Origin of the sequence: Pedobacter sp. Leaf41, from assembly GCF_001422545.1 — a bacterium.
Taxonomy (GTDB): domain Bacteria; phylum Bacteroidota; class Bacteroidia; order Sphingobacteriales; family Sphingobacteriaceae; genus Pedobacter.
The window spans coordinates 394,982-418,822 of sequence record NZ_LMLE01000008.1 but is presented as its reverse complement, the minus strand read 5'-3'; the positions used below and the strand labels follow the sequence as shown (position 1 = coordinate 418,822).

Here is a 23,841-nt window from a genome sequence, read left to right as displayed (position 1 = left end):
TGTTTTTTAATAGTGATATATAAGCTTGTTAAACGTCTTATACATCGGATATTCCATTTTAGTTAAATGAAGTGTTTTACAACTTCGTGGTTCAATTTATTAGTTTATTTTCCGTTTGTCAGATTAATTTGTCTTGGCATTAACTTGTGCGGACCGAGTCCTGATTTAAGTACAATCAATTGACCTCTCTGACTTCTTAACCACGTTGCAAATCCTGTGCCTAAACCATCTCTTCCCTCGCAATCTATTATGTTCACATTCCTTAAGAATGGATAAACACCATTAATAAGATTATCCTGAGTGGGCTGATAAAACTTATCATCACCTGGCTTACCTTTAAGGTTTTTAACACCTAGCATTTTTACCTTGGATAGATATTGTGCTAATTGCGTATTCTTATCAGAAACCCAATCAACGCCTAAAATACCAATAAAAGTTTTATCTTCTGCAATAAGTTTAATCACGTCAGCGCTAGAACTTTTTGAGTAAACACCTTGAGCTGGGAACTGACTTATATTAGCCAACTGCTTAAGGTATTGAAAGGTACTTGAATAAGCGTTATCAAAGACCAATTTTTTTCCAGAACCCTTACCTTGTAAAATATCAACAACTTCTTTAACGGTAATTGTGCTATCAATATTGTCTTTATTTGTAATTAATGCTATTCCATCAACTGCAAATCTTGTAGAATTAATTCTTATTCCTCGTTGTGTATAGTATTTTTCTTCCGCTTTAGTGAGTAACCTAGGCATTACAATTACCCGAACACTATCGTTTAGAAATGCAGGGATGATTTTCTCCTCTGGTTTTACAGTTAGCTCAAATTTTGCATCTGGATAATCCAAATTAAAAATGTTGATCTGCTCCTTTATAATTGGGCTAACACTTTCGTCTACCAGAATTCTTAATGTACCGCTTGTACGTGTTTCCTTTACTTCGGCTGGTTTATCTTTTCTCTTGCAAGAAAGTAAACCCAGTACAATAAATAGATAAAGAATGTTTTTCATGTGTCTTAGTCTCGTCTCCCCAAACTTAAAAGCCTGATGAAAGCATAAAAGATTAAAAAGATACCAATGGCTATTCTTCCCCAGGCTGGAATAAAATTAAACCTGATTGCCAGTGGCTCCCAGAAGATAAACGCTAGACCCATCACTACATAAAGCACGAAGGTGACTAGGCCTAAAATGAGCAAAAACCGCTGTTTAGGCGATTTTTGCTTAAAAATATCAAAATTTAACATTTACTAATTAGTTCAATGTAAAGTTAACGTTGATGTTGTATTTTACCCTTACAGGCTTACCATTTTGAATACCTGGGTTCCAACGTGGACTTGCCTTTAGTACGCGGATAGCTTCTTCATCAGTACCGCTACCCAAACCACGGGTAACTGTAATATCAGTTAACTTACCATCCTTTTCCACAACGAAAGATAAAAATACTTTACCCTGAACGTTGTTTTCTTGTGCCATTGGCGGGTACTTAATTGCTTTACTTAAATAACCGTAAAACTTAGAAATACCTCCCGGGAACTCTGGTTGTTTCTCGATACTAACGAAGTCATAAACTTTATTATCATCAACAGCAACAGCAGCTTCTCTTTTAGGGCCCTCACCTACTGGCTCGGCAATTACGATATCAGCAGTTGGATCACCTTTGATATCACGCTGACCTGGATCAGCTTCTTTTAATTTCTCAACCGTTGGTGGTTCCTCATCACGTACTTGCTCATCTGGCTTTACGATTGGAGGTGGCATTTTTACCTGATCCACTTTTGGTGGCGGTGGCTCTACCGGTGGCGGTGGTGGTGTTTCTGGATTTACTGGGGGCGGTGGAGCAATAATTACCTCTTTTGCTTTTTCAACTTTCTCTTCCGTATCCATTGAACCTTTGATAAGGCCATAGATTTTAGGAGCGAAGAATAATGCAAGAAATACTATTGAACCAATAATCAATGCCCGAGTGGTATTGGACCCGTTGGTTTTACGCAACTGGTAAGCGCCGTAGTTTTTGTTTTTTCCTTCAAAAACCACTTCAATCCACTGACTTCTTAAAATATCTAACTTTGACATGGTTACTGATTTAACAAATTATAAAATACCTTGAGCTTTCATAGCTTCTTTTTCATTATCTAAGATATTGTCGTCATCAATCTGACGAACTTTTACCTTCAATATTTCTAATTCATCCATGATATCAACAAAGTTTTTGAAGTTAGAACCGCTGGTTGGTTTAACCAATACCACAAATTCTCCTTTTACACCAGATGCATCTGCTGTTTTTCTATTGTCGATAATCGATTTTTCAACTTGTGATAAATTTTCAAAAGTTGGAGCTGTTGCACCAGCTTCTCCCATATACCAAGCTACCTTATCATTTTTACCTAATAAAATAGTCATGGTTTTAGAAGCTTTCAGTTCCAATCTATTGTCCTTGTTGTTATCATCTTTATCTGGCTTCACAATATCCATTGCCTGTGGCGTAGAAATTGAGGTTGTTAAGATAAAGAATGTCACCAAAAGGAACATCAAATCTACCATCGGCGTCATATCGACTCTTGGCGTGGCTTTCTTCCCGCCTGTGTTTAATTCTGCCATTTCTTATTTTCTTCTAGCTTCAGCGTTTGTAACCAACAAGAATTTGTTTACTTTTTGCTTTTGCAATACATCCACAATTTTTTTAACTACCGGATATTCTTCTTTTGAATCTCCTTTAATACTTACACGCATTGGTTGAGAATTAACCTCTGCAGTTGCAGTACGGGCTTGTAGTACCCATGAGTTTAACTGATTATCAGTTGAATCTGTCGGAATTCCATTTTGTACTCCCGGCTTCATACGCTCACCTCCATCAAGTGCAAGAAACGATTTTAGACTTGATACAGGAACACCGAATGATGCAACTAAAGAAAACTTTTTAATCTCTTCAGGAGAAAATGTAATGTTATACTGTTGACCAATCAACTCTAAGGTTCTAGCCTTAACTTTCTGACCTGCAACCTCGAAAAAAACCTTACCCTGACCAATGGTTAAAATTGCATTGTTCTCAGCGGGCACCTTAAATTCATACGTTGATGAAGGAGTGGATACCGCTAATGGTTCAGGTTGTTTCGCCGTAGCAGTTAATATGAAGAACGTAAGTAACAGTGCAGCTACGTCGCACATGGCGGTCATATCTGTTACTGTACTGGTTCTTTTAACTTTAATTCTAGGCATAATATTTTTACTTTTTAATAATGATGATCTTTTTTCCGGTTTTCCATAAAGCCGGTAAAAATATTTTCAAAATATTATTTATGCGAGCTAGCGTAAGTTTGAACGATGCTGAAACCAGCTTCATCAATAGCATACGTTAACTTATCAATTTTTGAAGTTAACACGTTGTACATGATAATCGCTAATGTAGATACACCGATACCAGTCATTGTATTGATTAGTGCCTCAGAGATACCTACCGCTAATGCTGATTGATCTGGAGCACCAGAGTTTGCTAAACCGGCGAATGCACGGATCATACCTGTTACTGTACCCAATAAACCGATCAAAGTACCGATTGATACCAAAGTAGCGATGATGGTTAAGTTTTGCTCTAACATTGGCATTTCTAAAGCTGTAGCTTCTTCAACTTCTTTTTGGATGGCAACAATTGATTGCTCAACATCTAAGTTAGTGTCAGCTTCAACTTCGCTATATTTTTTCAAACCAGATTTGATTACGTTAGCAACAGATCCTTGTTGTTTATCACATTCTGCTTTTGCAGCTTCGATGTTACCAGCGTTTAATAAACCTTTAACTTTAATGATAAAAGTATCTAAGCTTGATTTACCGCTTGCTTTACCAATAACGATTAAACGCTCGATAGAGAAAACGATTGTAGTTAATAATAAACCGATTAAGATCGCTACGATTGGACCACCTTTATAAGCTGTACCTGGATAGTTGTTTGGTAATGGTAAATTTTCGTTGTTATTGTCGATAAAGTTTGATGGATCTCCTAATACAAATCTCCAAATGATAAAGCCGATTACAATACAAATTGGAATTACTAATGTTGCAAAAACATTTGAAGCACTTGAAGAGCTCTCTTTTTTAACAGTTGTTGGTTTTGGTGCGTTTGCCATTTTTTTTTAATTTTTAGTTTTAGTTCTTGTTTTTAATTTTTTGCTGTTTTTACTTTTGTACTACACACAACGATTGTTATCTGATTTTGTTGCGAAAAACAAATTTATAAATTGATTTTAAATTACAAATTAATAAATCAATAAACAATTAAATCGTTACTTAAGATTTAGTTTACGGTAACCACCATAGGCGTATAACAAAAGAATTGCCCCAGCTAGAGGCAATTCTTTCACAATAAAAACTAAAAAAAAACCTAATTGCAAATTTTTTGCCCAAAAAATGTATTTTAAACACAAATTAGCACACTTTTAACTCTTCTTGGTGTAGTTTTGACACTTTGGGTTGTTCAAACTGCTTAAAATTATCTGCAAAAGCATTTGCCAGTTCATAAGCTTTTAAAAAGTATTCTTCCTGGTTGCTCCATGTTTTTGATGGATCTAACATTTCATCGGGAACGTTAGGGCAATGTAAAGGAATCATTAATTTAAAAACATGGTGCATTTTGTAGTGGTTATGATCTAAACCTCCGTTCAAAGCAGCAGAAATCATTGCTCTGGTATAACTTAATTTCATTCGCTTTCCAACGCCATATGGGCCGCCACTCCAACCCGTGTTCACTAGCCAAACATTTACTTTATGAGCTTTCATTTTTTCGCCCAATAACGCCGCATATTTTGAAGGGTGCAATGGAAGAAAAGCCTTACCGAAACAAGCTGAAAATGTGAGTTGAGGCTCGGTAATACCCGCCTCCGTTCCTGCCACCTTAGCCGTGTAGCCGCTCATGAAATGAAACATGGCCTGCTCAACATTCAACTTCGAGATTGGCGGCAAAACGCCAAAAGCATCAGCGGTTAAAAAAAATATGTTTTTTGGAACAGATGCGATTGACGGTAAGATTGCATTGTCAATAAAATCAATCGGATAAGCCACCCGCGTATTTTCTGTTTTCTGAATATTTGAAAAATCTACCTCTTTGGTATCACTAAAGAAGTTTATATTTTCTAAAAGTGCTCCGAATTTTATCGCTTTATATATTTGTGGTTCTTTCTCTTCAGTTAAATCTACACATTTAGCATAACAACCTCCTTCAAAGTTAAAAACAGAATCATTTCCCCAGCCATGCTCATCATCGCCTATCAGCCCTCTCTCAGGATCAGCCGATAAAGTAGTTTTACCCGTTCCAGAAAGACCAAAAAATATTGCGGTATCGCCATCCTTACCCACATTTGCCGAGCAGTGCATTGGAAGTGTATTTCTATAGATTGGGAGGATGAAGTTTAAAACAGAGAAAATTCCTTTTTTAATCTCTCCAGTATATCCACTTCCGCCAACTAAAATCATCTTTTTAGTAAAATTGATGATGGAGAAATTTTCTTGCCGCGTGCCATCTACTATTGGATCTGCTAAAAAGCCAGGCGCTGCAATAATTGTCCATTCGGGCGTAGATCCTAAATCATCAATTTCTGGTCTTAAAAAAAGGTTGTTCGCAAAAAGATTTTGATAAGCGGTTTCTGTCACTACCCTAATAGAAATGGAGTAATCAGGGTCGGCACATGCGGAAGCATCACGAACGTAGATTTTTTTATCTTTCAGATAGCTTGTGATTTTGGCAAACAATTGATCAAAATTCGCGGGACTAATTTTGATATTTACGTCACCCCACCAAACCGTTCTTTCAGTGATATCGTCGTTCACGATAAATCTGTCTTTAGGAGAACGTCCGGTAAACTTGCCAGTATCAACAGCTAATGCGCCAGAGGATGCTAATTCGCCCTCTCTATTTAATAAGGCTTCATCAATTAATTCCATTGGAGATAATTGGTACTTTACAGCATTGTTTTCGCCTAGATTTAAATAGCTTAAATCTGGCGCATGCAGTTTCTTTTTGCTCATAACAATAAGTTAGTTAGTGAGGCAAAGGTAAAGAGTAATTGATGAAATAAACTAGTATTTTTAAGTAATTATTTACATATTGTAGCAATTACACTATTAGTTAAACATCTTAAATACAGTATTTTAAGAGCATTTTTGAAGCGTTAAAAAAAACAAAAAAATACACTAAGAGGCCGGTGTTTATACAGGTATGATGACGCAGATTTCTTTGATGGGAGAAACAGCGCACAAGAGGACGGATTGACGGAGCCATTTAAATGACGTTATGTTGCGATTTTAGTAACGAAGGTCTCTTACTAAATTAACCACCAGCTTTTTTCACCTTATAACCATCTTTTTGGAGAATAACCATTATCTTATCTCGCACGTCGCCCTGGATCATAATTTCACCATCTTTTACAGATCCACCGACACCGCATTTGGTTTTCAGCATTTTTCCTAAAACCTCCAGATCTTCTGTTTTACCTTTAAAACCGGTGACAAGCGTTACTGCCTTTCCTCCCCTATTTTTCTTATCGAGCATTACGCGTAAATCTTGATGGTTATTTGGTGAGGTTACTGTATCATCTACTTCCTCTTCATATTCGAATTCCGGATTTGTAGAATACATGATTCCACCAAGATCACTCAGGCTATTTTTTTTTGGTTTCATTATACAAAGGTAGAAAGTAATGGAAATTTTGTAAAGCTAAGGAACTATAACTTTTAAAGAAAGTGGATTTATACTCACTTCAATATCGGCGTTCATTTGTAGGGGTTCGCCATCAACATGAACTGGCCCGGCGTGTTCTCTTGTAATTTTGATGTTTTTTCCGCGTATAATCTCGATCATATCAGAAGTTTCTGCCGTACCTTTTAGCATGATGTAGCTTAACATGGGTAGTTTTAAAATAGAAAAAGGCTTAATAATGCAAACATCGAGCAAACCATCTTTTACTGATGCATTGGGCGATATGTAAACATCGTTACCATATTGCGAAGAATTTGCGATACTAACGGCAAACGCTTTCCTGCTATATTTCTTGCCATCAATATCAATTAGATATTGTTCTGGCTTGTAGTTGAAAACCTCTTGAAACCCCAGTTTAACATATCCGGCAAGACCACGTTTTTTATCTCGCGAGAAAGCTGAGCTCAAATGTGCGTCAAAACCCATCCCTGCTAAATTAAAGAAACATTTGTTATTGAATTCAGCAGTATCGATTTTATCTACTTTAAATGCATTAATTGCCATTATTGCGTGGCGCAGGTTTTTGGGAATATTTAGAAAACGAGCCAACCCATTTCCAGAACCTAGTGGCAGAACGCCCAATGTGATGTTATGTTTTAGAACTTTGGTAGCCACTTCATTAATGGTACCATCGCCGCCCGCGGCAACAATCACGTCGAAATTTTTGGATGCGGCCTCATCTGCCAGTTCCGCAGCATGACCCACATATTCTGTGAATACAAAATTTGCATTAAACTTTTCTTTATCAAGATACTTATCGATAAAATCAGGAATACGCAGCTTTCCCTTTCCACCGGAAATAGGGTTAATAATGAAAAGTATATTGTTCTTTGTGTGCAAAGTGTAAGAATGAGCGTACAAAATAATCTATAATTTTTGAAATAAAGAAAATATGCTAATTTTGCAGGCATTAAAAGTGGATTGATTTGCTATCCCGATCGTCGGGACCGGATTGCAACCACTTAAAAAAATTGCTAATGCCTCCTTCCAATCATAACAAACCTGTTTTCAAGGGGTTTTGGCAATTATTAATTTTGTTTATTTTTCACTAATAATATTTAATAAATGTCGTATTTATTTACATCAGAATCTGTATCTGAAGGTCATCCAGATAAAATTGCCGATCAAATTTCGGATGCACTAATTGATAATTTCTTAGCATTCGACGCAGAATCTAAAGTAGCTTGTGAAACTTTAGTAACTACCGGGCAAGTAATTTTAGCTGGAGAGGTAAAATCAAAAACCTATTTAGATGTTCAACAGATTGCCCGTGATGTGATCAAAAAAATTGGTTATACAAAAAGCGAATACATGTTCGAAGCCAACTCATGCGGTATTCTATCTGCCATTCACGAACAATCGCAAGATATTAATCAAGGGGTAGACAGAAGTAGTAAAGAAGAGCAGGGAGCAGGCGACCAGGGAATGATGTTTGGTTATGCTACAAACGAAACTGAAAATTATATGCCATTGGCGCTTGATTTATCTCACGCTTTATTGAGGGAATTAGCCAATTTAAGAAGAGAGAATTCTGAAATCAGCTATTTACGCCCAGATGCAAAATCGCAGGTTACGTTAGAATATTCTGACGATAACCAGCCTCAACGCATAGATGCCATTGTTATTTCTACACAGCATGATGATTTTATAAAGCCTAACTCTGAATCCAAAGCTGATAAAGACGCTGCCAACGAAGAAATGTTGACCAAAATTAAAAGTGATTTGGTTTCCATTTTAATTCCGCGAATCAAAGCTAAATATCCTCAATACGCTCATTTATTTAATGATGATATCACTTACCACATCAATCCGACCGGAGTGTTTGTAATTGGCGGCCCACACGGGGATACAGGTTTAACTGGCCGAAAAATTATTGTAGATACTTATGGTGGTAAAGGTGCTCACGGTGGTGGCGCTTTTTCTGGCAAAGATCCAAGTAAGGTAGATAGAAGTGCTGCTTATGCTACTCGCCATATTGCAAAAAATCTTGTTGCTGCTGGCTTATGCGATGAGGTGTTGGTTCAGGTTTCTTACGCTATCGGTGTTGCAAAACCGACTTCAATTAACGTGGTAACTTATGGAACTGCAAAAGTTGACTTAACTGATGGCGAAATAAGCAAGAAAGTAGAAGAAATTTTTGATATGCGTCCTTATTTCATTGAGCAACGTTTGAAATTAAGAAACCCGATTTATAGCGAAACAGCTGCTTATGGGCACATGGGCAGAACCCCGGAAACTGTAAGTAAAACTTTCAAAAACCCTTACGGTGAAGAAAAAACCGTTAGTGTTGAACTGTTTACCTGGGAAAAATTGGATTATGTAGATCAGGTTAAGGCGGCATTCGGAATTTAATTCGACAGAAATATAGAAAAAGCTTCCCGTAATCATCAACGGGAAGCTTTTTTGCTTTTAGACTTACTATAAGCCTTTCGATTTTAAAAAACCAGCTTCTTGTTTTAATATATTTTTATCGTCGATACTATAAGACTTAATATCAGCGATCTTCATTTCGTCAATTGCATCAACAAAATCTTGAAATTTAGCAGTTTTAGTTGGCTTGATAATCACAATCATGTATTTTGATGGATCAGCTCCATGCACTTTGGCCACTTTAAATTTATTCGCCACTATTTCTTTCTGAAGATCATCAATAGAAGAAATTGTCATGATTGATGCATCAGCTGTACCCAGATAGCTAACTGCCTGATTGTTTTTGCCAAGTAAAACCGTCATCGTTCGTGAAGCAGGATAATCCATTGTACAGCCAGCACACTCATCTGGTTTGGCTACATCTGCAGCATTCAATGTACCCAACGATGTGGTTAACATAAAAAATGTGGTTAGCAAAAACATGAGATCGACCATTGCCGTTAAATCGACTCTTGGTGCTGCTTTTTTCGCTCTTCCTTTAGCAGGCTTGCCATTTGTAGTTTCGTTTAAAGTTGCCATAAGTTTAGGTTTTTAATCATGATGACAACCGGGTAAAGATTACATAAAAAAAGCGATTAAAAATTAATCGCTTTACGCTTTAAAGAACTTGTGAAGTGTATTACTTAACTGCTTCGATTACACCACAACCGACCCGAGGGCCAGAATTACCTGTAGGCTGTGTTTTATAATCGTCTGTTCCTCCATGAACAATAATGCCTCTTCCTATAATATTTTTAACATCGCCATCTTGCACACTCCAACGATCTGTAGTGATCGAAATCTTTGCTTCTCCTTTCGAATCCAATTTTATATTGCCTATATCACCACTATGGAATGCACCTGAATCCCACTTGCCGTGGTTTTCCTTCGTTGGATTCCAGTGCCCATGAGTATTCTCTCCCATATCGCCACAATCTCCATGCTCATGAAAATGCACCGCAACGCTACTATCTGCTCTTGAAGCAAATTTCAACTCTAAATCCATTTTAATTTTTCCATCACTTAACCCATAAAAGGTAGCTTTGCCGATACTTTTTGACGGATCTGCAGTTTCTGCTAAGTTTGCTGTAGCCAGTTTGCTTTCTTTCTGACCACAAGCACTCAATAATGCGATACTAGCAATCGTTAATCCTAAGAAATATTTTTTCATCCTTTTAAATTTAGTTTTATATGAAACAGATTGGCAATCATTTGGTTTGATTAAAAAACTGAACACATTAAAACCATTTAAGAAGCCACATGTTTAAGAAGTATAAAATGATATAATTATGGAACGGCCAATTGCAATGAATACTTTGAGTCAAATTTTAGAAAAGTTGAGGCTGAAAGGAAAAGATAACGAATTAAAAATGTCTGATCATGGTAAAATGCAAAGCAAATCGCTAGGCAACATTTATAAACCAGAAGATCTGACAATAGTAAAAACTTATAGATTTGAGGGAGATTCTGATCCTGGAGATAATTCAGTACTTTATTTAGTGGAAGATAAGGATAAAAATATTGGATATATTTTAGATGCTTATGGTATTTATTCTGATAATATAGGTTCGGGTTTTGATGATTTTCTAAAGAAAATTCCGACTGAAAATAGAGACGAGCAGGAGCTATTCTCGTAGGGATATTATATATAATAATAGAGCAGAGGCACGGAAAGATCCATGCCTCTTTTTTAGTTAATTCCTACTTGTAAAACACTAAAACTTTCATTTTTTTCTCTTTCTTAACCACATCAAGACCAATATCGTTTATCGATTTCATAACGCCATCTTTAGTTCTCATCTCCACATTGGTTTTTATATCGTATCGTTTATCAAAACCTGTCTCATCCACCACGGGCAAAGCAAACTCATTTGCTAAATAAGTTTCTGCAAAGTCTGCCATTTTTGCACCTGTGCCATCATAACCGCGTCCGCTGAAACTATAACTCAACTCGCTTTTAGCAGACTCAATGGCTTTAAAGTTTTTATTAACCAAAGCGTAAATTGGCATATCACGATATTCAATCCTCGCTTTAACTGGTAAGTTTACTAAAAGATATTTCTGTAGTGTACACATCAAGCTATCCTTTTGCTCAGGCTTAACCAGTAAATCAAGCGAGTATAAGCTTTCTTTATTTTCATAATCCGAAACGTCTTTTTCAGGCACTTCATATACCAATTGTTTTTGAGAAACGATACCAAAAGCATCTTTATATAAACTTAAAATTGTTGCATTTGTAAAACTGATTCTCCTCATTCTGTATATACCTTTGTCTAGATATCTGTTACTACCCGAAGGTTGTCCCTGCATATAACCCCTTAACGAAAAGCTATGATTTAAAGTCGAGTCTACGGCAAACGGATCGCCATTACCCGCAAGTTTTTCTTTTTTGGTTTCTCCGCTTGATTTTATGGCTTCGCCTTTGATTAGTTTATCTATCATTGATTGAGTAATAGAGTCACTTCTTACCAGCGCTACAATTTTCCCTTTGGGATTAATGATAATGCTTTGCCCAACATAGGCGAGCGCAAATAACTGGTAAAAAAAATCGGAAGTATCGCTTGCAAGCCATATTTTAGATGGTTTCTTTTTCAAATAGGTATTTAATCTTTCTGGTGTATCGTCTGATAAACCGATAACCTGAATCGTATTTTGGTTATCAAGCTGTAATTTTGCAAGGGTATCCATTTCTGGCAAGCAGGGAGAACACCAGGTTCCCCAGATATTTAAAATATAAATTTTATTTTGCGGCTTATTGAGCGAAACTGATTTAACAGGCGCATTAATTAAATTCTGAATTGGGATATCAGGAAATTGTTCTCCACTTTTAGCCTGTAAGCCCTGAGCCATCGCATTCATTCCTACCAAAGCAAAAAAGAGATTAAAAAATATTAGCTTCATAATTTTAAAATATTTCTTCAAAATTGGAGATTGGAAATTTGAGAAAAGTTATCCACCAGGTTAATTAAGGTTATATTATGTTAACGGGTTTAATTGGCACTTAAGAATTATATACATTTGAATTATGCGTAAAAAGGCCAGCTTGTTAGTTGTTGTTTGCTTTGTTGCAATGACGGGTTTATTGGCATTACAAGCTTATTGGATTGTTAAATACTATAACGTTACGAAGGTAAATTTCGAGAAAGAAGTAAACCTTGCCTTTGAAGACGGCATAAAAAAGGAACTTAGTTTACGTTGTGATACGATACAGAAAATTGTAGAAAATAAAATCCTTGATACAAACGCATTCATAATTAGTGCAAAGTTTCATAAAGACGATAAAAAGTACGTTTACACCATAGCTGCCAAAGGAAATGCAAAGGATAAGTTTTCCTCTTCTTTTAGCTTAGCTAATTATAGCAAAGCACTTCCGAAAGATAAAAGTGATACCAGTGTTAGAAAACACGTGGCAAGAGCTTTGGCACTTGCAATGAGAGAAGAGGATTTAGAGACACATACCATTTACTATAGAACGCAAAAACTGGGTGTTTTTATGAATGAACAGGCAAAGAAATATCAATTCGATACAACCAGACTCCGCCCAGCATTTAATCTTTATCTGAAAGAACGAAATATAAATATTCCATATAGCTTTATGGTTAAAAAGGAAGATAGCACGAATAATAAAAGCATATTAAATTTTAAGTTATCGAAGTCTTATTCTGTTATCACAAAAGCTTTTTCAACTTATAGGTATACTGATAACCAGCGTTATGTTAGGGCCATGTTTAAAAGCCCTACATCTTACATTCTTTCTCAAATTAGTTTAATTTTATACTCATCACTGGCCATGATCCTGATTATCTCTGGCTGCATGGTTTTTATTCTAAAAAGTCTTTTCAAAGAGAAACGCCTATCTGCTATTAAGAATGATTTCATCAGTAATATCACTCATGAATTTAAAACTCCCATCGCAACGGTTTCGGTAGCCATTGAGGCCTTAAAAAATCAAACGATTTTGGATGATAAAGAAAAGACAGACAGGTATTTAACTTACGCAAAAAATGAAATTGAAAGGCTGAATCTACTTGTAGATAAAGTAATGAATCTGGCGATGTATAATGAAGGTGTTTCAAAAATTAATAAAGAAGATATTGATATTGATAACATCATAACAGATTTGATTAATCTGCATCAGATGGCAAATTCTAAGACGATTACGCTACAATATGAAAACAAAAGTAGAGAAAGTCATTTAATAGCTGATAAGATTCAATTTCAACATGCAATTAATAACGTTTTAGATAATGCAATTAAATATTCGGCAGCTGATACCAACATTAAAATCACTGTAGAAAAACAAAGAAATTATATGGTTATAAAACTTAAGGATAATGGAATTGGCATTGCAGAAAAAGAAACGCTTATGGTATTCGATAAATTCTATCGGGTAAGCACAAAAAACAGCCATCCCGTTAAAGGTTATGGATTAGGTTTAAATTATGTAAAAAAGATTATGCAACAACATTCGGGCTGGTATAAAATAGAAAGTAAATTAGGTGCCGGAACAACATTAATTTTAGGTTGGCCGCTATGAGTAAAATCCTTTTGGCCGAAGATGAACCCGCCTTAGCTGAAATTGTTAAAGAAACTTTAATGTTAAAGGGTTTTGAAGTTATCCATACACAAACAGCCTCCGAAACAATTTCTAAATACCATTCTATTAAACCTGATATTCTGGTATTAGATGTTATGCTTCCAGATGGAGATGGATTTTCAATTTCAAAACAAGTTAGACAAACTGATACGCTAACGCCTATTATTTTCCTTACTTCAAAATCGCTACCCAACGATGTTGTAACCGGATTTGAAAGTGGAGGTAACGATTACCTCAAGAAACCATTCAGCATAGAAGAACTTGTGATCAGAATTAAAGCCTTATTAAGCCAAAACAGGTTGGTTTCTAAGCCAAAGGAAATGCAGAAACAAGCGATTAATATAGGCAAATATCAATTTACCTATCCAGAAGGTATTTTAGTTTGGGAGGACATTCAAAAAACTTTAACCCATCGAGAAGCCGAAATTTTACAGATGCTTTTGCTAAACCGAAATAAAATGCTTGAGCGAAATACCATTTTAAATATCTTATGGAATAACAATGATTATTTTTCTGGCCGCAGCCTTGATGTGTTTATTGCAAAGCTGAGAAAATATTTGAAAGACGATCCATCTGTCTTTATCATCAGCATAAGAGGCCAAGGCTATAAACTTGTTTATTAGCAATTCTCTTGCTATAATATGTACTTTTGCCGCTCATTTAACATTCCGAATGAAAAGCAAATTTATCATTCCACCGATTCCTGCAGTTTTATTGGCCATAGTTAGTGTTCAATGTGGTGCGGCGATAGCAAAAGGTCTTTTCCCGGAGATCGGAGCTGCTGCAACTGCTTCGTTAAGAATAGGTCTATCTGCCATTATTTTACTTCTTACTTTTCGTCCAAAACTGAGTGAGCTGAATGCTAAGCAATGGAAATATGTAATTTTATATGGCCTTTCTCTTGGTGCAATGAATATGGTATTTTACTTTGCCATAGAGCGCATTCCAATTGGCCTTGGCGTAACACTAGAGTTTGTTGGCCCACTAGTTTTAGCCATATTTAGTTCCAAAAAAGCTGTCGATTTTATCTGGGTTATTTTAGCGGCAGTGGGGATTGCCTTGATTGCACCTTGGACTGATAAAGGATTAGATTTAATCGGCGTATTACTTGCGCTACTTGCAGGCGCTTTCTGGGCGGCCTATATTTTATTGGGTGGTAGAATTTCAAAGATAATGAAAGGCGGCGAAGCCGTAGCCGTAGGCATGTTATTCGCCACTATTCTTATCCTGCCATTTGGTTTTGCGGGAGGAGGTCTAAATCACCTCAACCCTAAATTATTGGCGCTGGGCGCTGCGCTTGCTTTGCTTTCAAGCGCTATACCTTTCACGCTTGAAATTACTGCACTAAAGCAATTACCTCCAAGAACTTTTAGTATACTGATGAGTTTGGAGCCAGCAATGGCTTCGCTTGCAGCTTTTGTCTTTTTACAAGAATACCTAACGGTGGTAGAATGCGCAGCAGTTGCCTGCGTTGTTATCGCTTCAGCAGGGTCTTCACTTACCGCAAAAAAAAAGGCGAAAATATAAATTACCCTACGAGTGTATTGCAAATTAACATTCATAAACTTAACAAAGTAGATAAATGTGGAGTGATTTACGTATGCTAAGTAGCCTAAGTTTCCTCTTGTAAATATAAGATTTGCTATAAAATTTAAACTTTTTCTGTCAGGGTGTGTCTATTATGTATGATTAACACACAAGAAGCATATCATTTTATTACGATGCCTCTGATTATGGGTATCGTATTATTCATTTTCGGAACCGCATTATTCATCATTGCGATTAAACGCAAGTATCAAAGAAAACAAGTTGCAGGCCTGGCAGAATTTACCTGTTCGGATAGAATGGTTAATACTAAAAAAATGGAAAAAGCGATTCGATATATTGCTTTGGTTTTACTATTATCTGGCTTTATTATTATTACTTACGAAGCTTTAAGAATGGAAAGCCAACCGTCGAATCAAACCGACACGGCTATAAATCTCTTATAATTAAAGTCGCGCCAACGTCATCATTAAGCTTGAAGTCGTTTTTGCTTTCAAATTATCGTATCTTAAAGAAGGTCCATAAAATGGGAACTCAAAATAATTAATTTAAACTAAAAATTTTCAAATTTGGCATTAAAAAAAGCAGGATTTTACAGGGGACCACGCTTGCCCTTCAGAAAAAAAGAAGCAGAACACAAAATTAACCAATACATCACTTCGCCTGAAGTGAGGTTAACCGGAGAAAATGTTGAAACAAATATTTATCCATTGGAAACAGCTTTAGCATTAGCTAAAGACCAGGATCTAGATTTGGTTGAAATATCACCAAACGCCAGTCCACCAGTTTGTCGCATTATTGATTATAGCAAGTTTCTTTACGAACAAAAGAAAAAGCAAAAAGAAATCAAGGCCAAAGCAAAACAGACCATTATAAAAGATATCAGATTCGGTCCTAATACAGATGACCATGATTTTCAGTTTAAACTGAAGCATGCCATTTCGTTTCTAGAAAGCGGCGAAAAGGTTCGGGCCTTTGTTCATTTTAAAGGTCGATCTATTGTTTATAAAGATCAAGGTGAAATATTATTACTAAAATTTGCCCAAGGACTTGAAGATGTTGGAAAAGTAGAATTGCTACCGAAACTGGAGGGCAAGAGAATGTTTTTAACACTGGCTCCAAAAGCCGGCAAGAAATAGAGAGTTCGCTCTTCTTTACAAAACCTTGGAAACAAAAAAGCCTTAACTTTTTCAAGTTAAGGCTTTTTTTGCGGAATGGACGGGACTCGAACCCGTCCCCCAATCTTATTGGGGATGACAGGCAGGCATTCTAACCAACTGAACCACCCAAAATCTTCAACAACTCATTTTTCGGAGAGTTAATAAGTTGATTGATTTGAAGGTGACTATATTTTTTCAGACCCCTTTCTCGAATCAATCTTCAACAACTCATTTTTCGGAGAGTTAATAAGTTGATTGATTTGAAGGTGACTATATTTTTTCAGACCCCTTTCTCGAATCAATGCCTCTCGTTTTGAGGGCATTTCCTCCAGATAGACAAAATGCCAAGGAGTTTTTGAGCTGGTGTATTTTGATTCTCCATTATTATGCGCTATGATTCTGGAATTAGGATTTTCAGTAAATCTTTTATAAAAATAATTATCTTTCAAGCTTAGATTAATGTAAATACAGAAAGCCATAGAGCATATTGGTGTGAAAACAAAAAAGCCTCAACTTTTTCAAGTTAAGGCTTTTGTTGCGGAATGGACGGGACTCGAACCCGNTAATGTAAATACAGAAAGCCATAGAGCATATTGGTGTGAAAACAAAAAAGCCTCAACTTTTTCAAGTTAAGGCTTTTGTTGCGGAATGGACGGGACTCGAACCCGTCCCCAATCTTATTGGGGATGACAGGCAGGCATTCTAACCAGCTGAACCACCCAAAATCTTCAACAACTCATTTTTCGGAGAGTTAATAAGTTGATTGATTTGAAGGTGACTATATTTTTTCAGACCCCTTTCTCGAATCAATCTTCAACAACTCATTTTTCGGAGAGTTAATAAGTTGATTGATTTGAAGGTGACTATATTTTTTCAGACCCCTTTCTCGAATCAATGCCTCTCGTTTTGATGGCATTTCCTCCAGATAGACAAAATACCAAGGAGTTTTTGAGCTGGTGAATTTTGATTCTCCATTATTATGCGCTATGATTCTGGAATTAGGATTTTCAGTAAATCCTTTATAAAAAGAATTATCTTTCAAGCTTAGGATAATGTAAATACAGAAAGCCATAGAGCATATTGGTGTGAAAACAAAAAAGCCTCAACTTTTTCAAGTTAAGGCTTTTGTTGCGGAATGGACGGGACTCGAACCCGCGACCTCCTGCGTGACAGGCAGGCATTCTAACCAGCTGAACTACCACTCCTTTTGTCCCTCTTTAAAGTTAGAACCTCTTTCCCTTGCGGGAATGCAAATATAGGCACTATATTTACTTAATCGTTATTTTAAACGAAATTTTGCGGATCAAATGCGTAACCTGCTGAATTTCATTTGATATATTTTCATTTTCTTCATTCAGAAAATAAAAAAGCCTCAACTTTCTCAAGTTAAGGCTTTTGTTGCGGAATGGACGGGACTCGAACCCGGCCCCAATCTTATTGGGGATGATAGACAGGCAATCTAACCAGCTGAACCACCCAAAATCTTCAACAACTCATTTTTCGGAGAGTTAATAAATTGATTGATTTGAAGGTGACTATATTTTTTCAGACCTCTTTCTCGAATCAATGCCTCTCGTTTTGAGGGCATTTCCTCCAGATCGACAAAATGCCAAGGAATTTTTAAGCTGGTGTATTTTGATTCTCCATTATTATACGCTATGATTCTGGAATTAGGATTTTCAGTAAATCCTTTATAAAAAGAATTATCTTTCAAGCTTAGAATAGTGCAAATACAGAAAGCCATAGAGCATATTGGTGTGAAAACAAAAAAGCCTCAACTTTTTCAAGTTAAGGCTTTTGTTGCGGAATGGACGGGACTCGAACCCGCGACCTCCTGCGTGACAGGCAGGCATTCTAACCAGCTGAACTACCACTCCTTTTGTTCCTCTTTAAAGTTAGAACCTCTTTCCTCTTTCGAGGTTGCAAATATAGAGACTATATCTTTATTTACAAATTTTATTTTAAAATAATTTTAATCGTCTAGTTTCCAGCACCTTCCTGCATTTTCTCAGCATTTTCAGCAAACTGTAATGCGTCGATAATCTCTTGAATATCTCCATCCATAATGGTCGGTAGATTATACATGGTTAAGCCAATACGGTGTTCGGTTACACGCCCCTGAGGGTAGTTGTAAGTTCTAATCTTGGCAGAACGATCTCCTGTAGAAACCATTGTTTTACGTTTAGCAGCAATATCGCCGTTTTTTTTCTGCAATTCAATGTCGTACAGCTTACTGCGCAACATCTCCATAGCAATCACCCGGTTACCCAACTGAGAACGTTCTTGCTGGCAAACCACCACGATGCCCGAAGGTTTGTGCGTTAGCTGCACTTTGGTCTCTACTTTGTTTACATTTTGTCCACCAGCACCACCCGAACGAGAGGTCTGCAACTCAATATCAGCTGGGTTAATGTAAAGATCAATTTCTTCAGCCTCTGGTAAAACAGCTACCGAAGCAGCTGAAGTATGCACACGTCCCTGCGTTTCAGTATCTGGCACACGTTGAACGCGGTGCACACCACTCTCATACTTTAGCTGGCCATAAACATCATCGCCGCTCACTTTCAAAATCACCTCTTTATAACCGCCAGCGGTTCCTTCGGTTACATCAACCGTTTCTACTTTCCATCCTTTAGTTTCAAAAAAGCGGGTATACATGCGGTATAAATCACCAGCAAATAAAGCTGCCTCATCGCCACCAGTTCCGCCTCGAATTTCAAAAACTGCATTTTTAGCATCTTCCGGATCTTTAGGAATCAACATTAAACGGATATTGCTTTCCATTTCTTCTTGTTGTTTCAACAACAAATCGAGCTCCTCTTTGGCCATTTCCCGCATTTCAGGGTCTTTTTCAACCGCTAAAATTTCCTTGTTGGCATCAATATTACTCATTACATTTTTGTAGATTTTATACTCATCTACAATTTTGCCCAAGTCTTTATATTCTTTATTTAAAGCCGCAAAACGTTTCATATCCTGAATCACATCTGGATTACTCAACGATTCTTCTACATCTTCCCAACGTAGTTTTATGGCTTCTAACTTATCTAACATAGTATTATTCGAATTGAAATGCTCCTGGTTTGGTATTAGCCAAAAATTTAGGAAATGCAAAAATAAGCAAAAAAGCTGAATTTGTTTGGAACAGGCTGATACAGTTTTTAAAGGATTTGGAATGAATGGTTCTGTAAATATGGCGGTCAGCAGTCCTGCTAACGTTTCAAGCACCGAGAAAATCGGTGGCTTTACACTTATATCAGGTTTAAAAACGAAGGGAATCACCTTTTTGAACTTTACGTTTCTAAAATAGCAGCAAGGACCTGATTAATTAAACGGGATTGAAATGGCAGCTCCAGATTTCCTTCTAATCGGGACTATAATGTAAAGCACGAGGGACGCTGTAGATTCTACAGATTTTGCTTTCCAAAACTTAAAAAATCTTTCTGATCAGCAATATAAACGAGATTGTAAATTTTATCTGTAGTATTCTAGTTTTAATTCTGCCCCGTCGAAAACTGCGTAAGAATTGTAATTGAGCCACTCACCAAGATTTACATAGCGGCTTCCATTACCCAAACTAATATCTAAAGGCAAATGCCTATGCCCGAAAATAAAATAATCGAAGTGCTCTTTTTGTAATTGCTCTTTGGCGTAAATGGCCAGCCATTCCTTATCCTCACCTAAAAAAACCTCCTTTTCGGTTTGAGCCGCCCTACTTCCCTGGCTCCAGGCGTTTGCAATGCCAATTCCAAAGTTAGGATGTAAACGAGCGAATAACCACTGGCAAAGTTTACTTCTAAATATTTTACGCAAGAATTTATATTTATGATCGCCTGGCCCTAACCCATCGCCATGATGGAGGTAAAACTTCTTACCACTGCGTTCAATAATTTTCTCATCGCCAATAATTTCCATGCCAATTTCCTGGCTAAAATAATCGCGAACCCACATATCATGGTTGCCTTTAAAAAAGTAGATTTTAATTCCAGCATCGGCCATTGTGGCCAACTTCCCTTGCAAACGAATAAATCCCTTTGGGATAACTTTTGCATATTCGAACCAGAAATCGAAGATGTCGCCCATTAAAAACAATTCGCTGCAGGTTGGTTCAATAAAATTTAGCCAATTTACAATACGATTTTCACGGGCACGGCTTTCGCTGTAACTCGGCGTACCTAAATGAAAGTCAGAAGCGAAATAAATGTTCTTGCTCATGTAAGGCTTCAAAGGTAGTGGAAAAAGTCCGAAGGAAAAAGTTTGGAGTCCGAAGTCGGGAGTCCGAAGTCCTAAGGAAAAAACCACATAAGAGAAAAAAATCTCTGTAATCCAAGTATCTGCGCAATCATCCCGAAGGGAAAAACATTTAACAGTAAATAAATCCTTTTCGATATGAAAAAGCAATTTGTATTTGGCTTATTTGCAGTGATACTGTTAGCTTGCAAGGCTGAAAAAAGAGACTTCATGAAATATCCGAAAACAAAAAAAGACAGTACAGTTGATCATTATTTTGGAACCGAAGTTGCCGACCCCTATCGTTGGCTGGAGAATGATACATCAACTGAAACTGCAGCATGGGTAAGCGCTGAAAATAAAGTGACGAAACACTACTTAGCTCAAATTCCTTACCGAGATGAGATTAAGAAAAAGCTGACCGAAATTTGGAACTACCCCAAAAATGGTGCTCCGTTTAAGGTTTGCGAGTATTACTTTTTCACCAAAAACAACGGGCTTCAGAACCAAAGTATCTGGTATATTAAAAAAGGTTTCGACGGAGAAGAGGAAGTTTTTTTAGACCCCAATAATTTAACTGCTGATGGTACCGCAGCTGTTTCTCTAATCGGTTTTTCTCATAACAAAAAATATGTTGCTTATTCCGTCGCTCAGGCTGGATCTGATTGGAGTAATATTTACGTCAGAGAAATTGCCTCAAAAAAGGAATTAGCAGACGAGCTGCAATGGACAAAATTTTCTGGTGCGGCCTGGAGAGGTGATGGCTTCTATTACAGCAAATTCGATAAGCCTGAAAAGGGTACGGATTTATCTGCCGCCAATAAATTTCAAAAAATCTACTATCACAAATTAGGCGATCCACAAGAAGATGATCAACTTGTTTTTGAAGATGAAAACAATCCCAACCTATATTTTGGAGCTGTTGTTACAGAAGATGAGCGCTTCTTAGTTATTTATGCAAGTGCCGGAACATGTGGTAACGCTTTACATTATCAAGATTTGACGATTCCGAACAGCAAAATTTCTCTTTTGGTTAAAGGTTATGAAAATAACCACAGAATTATAGCCAATGTTGGCGACAAGCTTTTATTGAATACTGATCTGGATGCAGAAAATAAACGCGTAGTGCTCATAGATCCTGAAAACAACGCTCCAGCCCATTGGGAAACCATCATTCCGGAATCAAACCTGGCGTTGGAAGGCGTAGATACGGGAGGTGGCTTTTTGTGGGCATCGTATCTCAAAGATGCCAGTACAAATATTGTTCAATATAATTTAGCAGGAAAAAAGATCAGGGAAGTAGACTTGCCCGACATTGGTACCGCCATCGGTTTTGGCGCTTACAAGGAGGATAAAGAGTTCTTTTATACCTTCTCAAATTTCATCACGCCTGGCACTATCTATCGTTATGACATCGCAAATGCAACATCTATACTTTATAAAAAACCTGACCTAAAGTTTAACACTGATCACTATGAAACCAAACAACTATTTTATGCTTCAAAAGACGGGACTAAAGTGCCGATGTTCATCGTTCATAAAAAAGGAGTTAAATTAAATGGCAACAATCCGGTTTTCCTTTATGCTTATGGAGGATTTCAGGTGAGCTTAACACCAGGGTTTAGTTTATCAAGAATGCTATTCCTGGAAAAGGGCGGTATTTATGTTCAGCCGAGTTTACGCGGTGGAAGCGAATATGGCGAAGCCTGGCACAAAGGTGGGATGCTGGAGAAGAAACAAAACGTTTTTGACGATTTTATTGCGGCAGCCGAATTTTTGATCAAAGAAAAATATACCAATCCATCTAAAATCGCTATTTCGGGCGGATCGAACGGTGGGCTTTTAGTAGGTGCCTGCATGACCCAAAGACCAGAACTTTTTAAAGTTGCATTACCTGCCGTGGGCGTTTTAGATCTGTTACGCTATCATAAATTTACTGTCGGCTGGGGTTGGGTAGTTGAATACGGCAGCAGCAATAAAAAAGAAGATTTTGATTATCTGATCAAATACTCACCACTTCACAACATTAAGGTTGGTGTGAACTATCCGGCAACATTGATTACAACTGCCGATCATGATGACCGTGTAGTACCTGCACATTCATTTAAGTTTGCAGCTACGCTTCAGGAAAAATATCAAGGAGAGAATCCAATATTGATCAGAGTGGATATCAATGCCGGACACGGCGCAGGGAAACCGACTACAAAAATGATTGAGGAGGCAGCTGATGTGTGGAGTTTTGTATTTCAAAACCTTGGAATGGAGTGGTGAGGATCTCCTCACCTAACCAGCACATCTGAAAGCTATTAAGTTCTTGATATTAGCCTGGGGAAGCCAGAGATAAACTCAGTACCTAAACACCCTGTTGTTAATTTTATCCTCACCTTATCATAAGGTGTTATATTTTTAAGACCGACATATAAATAGAAAAATCCTGAGGTTTCAACAGTGCCCAAACCACCTATTGTTACATGGAAAGTTCTTGTTTTACCGACACCTTTTATGAACCGATTTGCAATAGTTGTTTCGAAATTCCTACTTTCTTTTATGTAGAGTTGATTAATTAAGAGTAGAATAACATCCGATAGCCAAAATTTTGAGACGTAAATTAACAAGGCAAGGATTCCCAGACCGGCGAAAATAGTTCTTAAAAGGCTATCATCTTTAAAGAGGTAGCGAAAGTTAACAAAGTATAAAACTACTACGGGCAAAAGGAGGATGTAATTCAAATAACTTACCCAACCTCTAAATTTCGGCTTACTCAATACAGCACTAACATTAAAAACGAGAGCAGAAAGCAAGGGCATAAGCATTAGCCAATTCCATGGATGATGCTCCAGATAGATATAGGCGCCTAAACCTACAGGCATAAATGCAGTAGGAAGTTGCCATGTTTCACTATAAACGATAAAGGTTATCGCCCAAACCACAAACAGCAGTCCTAAAATTGGCAGAAGAATTCCCAAGTTAAAAGCTATTGAAGAGACCATTTTGGCTAACATATAAATTAATTTCAAAATATAAAAATTAGTAAGATCTATTAAGCCTATAGACCAATTATAATTCGCTTTGAAACGGCTAAAACCTTTATCTTTTTTATTTAATCACTTTAAAGCATATAAAATACTGAATAAGATCAGATTACAGAATTATCTAGAA

25 protein-coding genes and 2 tRNA genes are annotated in these 23,841 nt (G+C 37.0%); 8 read left to right on the top strand and 19 right to left on the bottom strand.

From position 1 onward, the window contains the following. Positions 1-104: 104 nt before the first annotated feature. From ASE92_RS14210 to ASE92_RS14170, 8 genes are all read right to left on the bottom strand, one after another. The gene (locus ASE92_RS14210; RefSeq protein WP_056850768.1) at positions 105-1,007 is read right to left on the bottom strand and encodes a PstS family phosphate ABC transporter substrate-binding protein; all 903 of its coding nucleotides are present in this window, start codon (positions 1,005-1,007) and stop codon (positions 105-107) included. A 240-nt stretch (positions 1,008-1,247) separates the two neighbouring features. Continuing rightward, the gene (locus tag ASE92_RS14200; RefSeq protein WP_056850766.1) at positions 1,248-2,069 is read right to left on the bottom strand and encodes an energy transducer TonB; all 822 of its coding nucleotides are present in this window, start codon (positions 2,067-2,069) and stop codon (positions 1,248-1,250) included. A gap of 18 nt (positions 2,070-2,087) precedes the next feature. Then, a complete protein-coding gene (locus ASE92_RS14195) occupies positions 2,088-2,594 on the bottom strand; it encodes a biopolymer transporter ExbD (protein WP_056850765.1) in 507 nt (168 codons plus the stop codon). 3 nt (positions 2,595-2,597) lie between these two features. After that, on the bottom strand, positions 2,598-3,212 hold the full coding sequence (locus ASE92_RS14190; RefSeq protein ID WP_056850764.1) for a biopolymer transporter ExbD: 615 nt from the start codon (positions 3,210-3,212) through the stop codon (positions 2,598-2,600). Positions 3,213-3,286: 74 nt separating this feature from the next. Then, complete coding sequence (locus tag ASE92_RS14185) at positions 3,287-4,117, bottom strand: MotA/TolQ/ExbB proton channel family protein (protein ID WP_056850763.1); 831 nt, start codon at positions 4,115-4,117, stop codon at positions 3,287-3,289. Between the two features lie 298 nt (positions 4,118-4,415). After that, entirely contained in the window at positions 4,416-6,011 is a 1,596-nt protein-coding gene (pckA, locus tag ASE92_RS14180) for a phosphoenolpyruvate carboxykinase (ATP) (protein ID WP_056850762.1), read from the bottom strand. Between the two features lie 301 nt (positions 6,012-6,312). Then, complete coding sequence (locus ASE92_RS14175) at positions 6,313-6,663, bottom strand: translation initiation factor (RefSeq protein ID WP_056850761.1); 351 nt, start codon at positions 6,661-6,663, stop codon at positions 6,313-6,315. A gap of 36 nt (positions 6,664-6,699) precedes the next feature. Continuing rightward, complete coding sequence (locus tag ASE92_RS14170) at positions 6,700-7,602, bottom strand: diacylglycerol kinase family protein (protein ID WP_082455066.1); 903 nt, start codon at positions 7,600-7,602, stop codon at positions 6,700-6,702. A gap of 204 nt (positions 7,603-7,806) precedes the next feature. Here ASE92_RS14170 and metK point away from each other — a divergent pair, with 204 nt between their 5' ends. Continuing rightward, positions 7,807-9,093 (top strand): methionine adenosyltransferase, encoded by a 1,287-nt coding sequence (gene metK, locus ASE92_RS14165; protein ID WP_056850759.1) that lies wholly within the window; start codon positions 7,807-7,809, stop codon positions 9,091-9,093. Between the two features lie 66 nt (positions 9,094-9,159). On the opposite strand, the gene ASE92_RS14160 is transcribed toward metK, so the two are convergent. Together ASE92_RS14160 and ASE92_RS14155 are read right to left on the bottom strand one after the other, a co-directional pair. Further along, entirely contained in the window at positions 9,160-9,690 is a 531-nt protein-coding gene (locus ASE92_RS14160; protein ID WP_056850758.1) for a biopolymer transporter ExbD, read from the bottom strand. A 100-nt stretch (positions 9,691-9,790) separates the two neighbouring features. Continuing rightward, on the bottom strand, positions 9,791-10,321 hold the full coding sequence (locus ASE92_RS14155; protein WP_056850757.1) for a superoxide dismutase family protein: 531 nt from the start codon (positions 10,319-10,321) through the stop codon (positions 9,791-9,793). Positions 10,322-10,439: 118 nt separating this feature from the next. Here ASE92_RS14155 and ASE92_RS14150 point away from each other — a divergent pair, with 118 nt between their 5' ends. Then, a complete protein-coding gene (locus ASE92_RS14150) occupies positions 10,440-10,787 on the top strand; it encodes a hypothetical protein (protein ID WP_056850756.1) in 348 nt (115 codons plus the stop codon). A gap of 64 nt (positions 10,788-10,851) precedes the next feature. On the opposite strand, the gene ASE92_RS14145 is transcribed toward ASE92_RS14150, so the two are convergent. Continuing rightward, positions 10,852-12,051, bottom strand: a complete 1,200-nt coding sequence (locus ASE92_RS14145; protein WP_056850755.1) for a redoxin domain-containing protein — start codon at positions 12,049-12,051, stop codon at positions 10,852-10,854. A gap of 124 nt (positions 12,052-12,175) precedes the next feature. Between ASE92_RS14145 and ASE92_RS14140 the strand changes: the two genes are divergently transcribed. From ASE92_RS14140 to infC, 5 genes are all read left to right on the top strand, one after another. Next, complete coding sequence (locus ASE92_RS14140) at positions 12,176-13,687, top strand: cell wall metabolism sensor histidine kinase WalK (RefSeq protein ID WP_056850754.1); 1,512 nt, start codon at positions 12,176-12,178, stop codon at positions 13,685-13,687. Continuing rightward, positions 13,684-14,370 (top strand): response regulator transcription factor, encoded by a 687-nt coding sequence (locus ASE92_RS14135; RefSeq protein WP_056850753.1) that lies wholly within the window; start codon positions 13,684-13,686, stop codon positions 14,368-14,370. Before ASE92_RS14140 ends, ASE92_RS14135 begins: the two co-directional genes overlap by 4 nt. 49 nt (positions 14,371-14,419) lie before the next feature. Next, positions 14,420-15,274: a DMT family transporter gene (locus tag ASE92_RS14130; RefSeq protein ID WP_056850752.1), complete on the top strand. Its 855-nt coding sequence runs from the start codon at positions 14,420-14,422 to the stop codon at positions 15,272-15,274. 158 nt (positions 15,275-15,432) lie between these two features. Next, positions 15,433-15,738, top strand: a complete 306-nt coding sequence (locus tag ASE92_RS14125; protein WP_056850751.1) for a hypothetical protein — start codon at positions 15,433-15,435, stop codon at positions 15,736-15,738. Between the two features lie 123 nt (positions 15,739-15,861). Next, a complete protein-coding gene (infC, locus tag ASE92_RS14120; RefSeq protein WP_056850750.1) occupies positions 15,862-16,431 on the top strand; it encodes a translation initiation factor IF-3 in 570 nt (189 codons plus the stop codon). Positions 16,432-16,637: 206 nt separating this feature from the next. Here infC and ASE92_RS21745 read toward each other — a convergent pair whose 3' ends face one another. The 7 genes from ASE92_RS21745 to ASE92_RS14085 form a co-directional block, all read right to left on the bottom strand. After that, positions 16,638-16,931: a GIY-YIG nuclease family protein gene (locus ASE92_RS21745; protein ID WP_056850749.1), complete on the bottom strand. Its 294-nt coding sequence runs from the start codon at positions 16,929-16,931 to the stop codon at positions 16,638-16,640. A gap of 299 nt (positions 16,932-17,230) precedes the next feature. Further along, entirely contained in the window at positions 17,231-17,524 is a 294-nt protein-coding gene (locus tag ASE92_RS21740) for a GIY-YIG nuclease family protein (protein WP_056850748.1), read from the bottom strand. Between the two features lie 59 nt (positions 17,525-17,583). Next, positions 17,584-17,657: transfer RNA gene (locus tag ASE92_RS14105), tRNA-Asp, on the bottom strand. Between the two features lie 254 nt (positions 17,658-17,911). After that, positions 17,912-18,166: a GIY-YIG nuclease family protein gene (locus tag ASE92_RS14100; protein WP_056850747.1), complete on the bottom strand. Its 255-nt coding sequence runs from the start codon at positions 18,164-18,166 to the stop codon at positions 17,912-17,914. Between the two features lie 89 nt (positions 18,167-18,255). Next, positions 18,256-18,329 (bottom strand) — tRNA-Asp (locus ASE92_RS14095). 103 nt (positions 18,330-18,432) lie between these two features. After that, on the bottom strand, positions 18,433-19,506 hold the full coding sequence (gene prfA / locus ASE92_RS14090) for a peptide chain release factor 1 (protein ID WP_056850900.1): 1,074 nt from the start codon (positions 19,504-19,506) through the stop codon (positions 18,433-18,435). Between the two features lie 420 nt (positions 19,507-19,926). Next, the gene (locus ASE92_RS14085) at positions 19,927-20,667 is read right to left on the bottom strand and encodes a UDP-2,3-diacylglucosamine diphosphatase (protein WP_056850746.1); all 741 of its coding nucleotides are present in this window, start codon (positions 20,665-20,667) and stop codon (positions 19,927-19,929) included. Positions 20,668-20,841: 174 nt separating this feature from the next. On the opposite strand from ASE92_RS14085, the gene ASE92_RS14080 reads away from it, so the two are divergent. After that, positions 20,842-22,953 (top strand): prolyl oligopeptidase family protein, encoded by a 2,112-nt coding sequence (locus tag ASE92_RS14080; protein WP_056850745.1) that lies wholly within the window; start codon positions 20,842-20,844, stop codon positions 22,951-22,953. Positions 22,954-22,988: 35 nt separating this feature from the next. Here ASE92_RS14080 and ASE92_RS14075 read toward each other — a convergent pair whose 3' ends face one another. After that, a complete protein-coding gene (locus ASE92_RS14075) occupies positions 22,989-23,699 on the bottom strand; it encodes a hypothetical protein (RefSeq protein WP_157255753.1) in 711 nt (236 codons plus the stop codon). Positions 23,700-23,841: the final 142 nt, after the last annotated feature.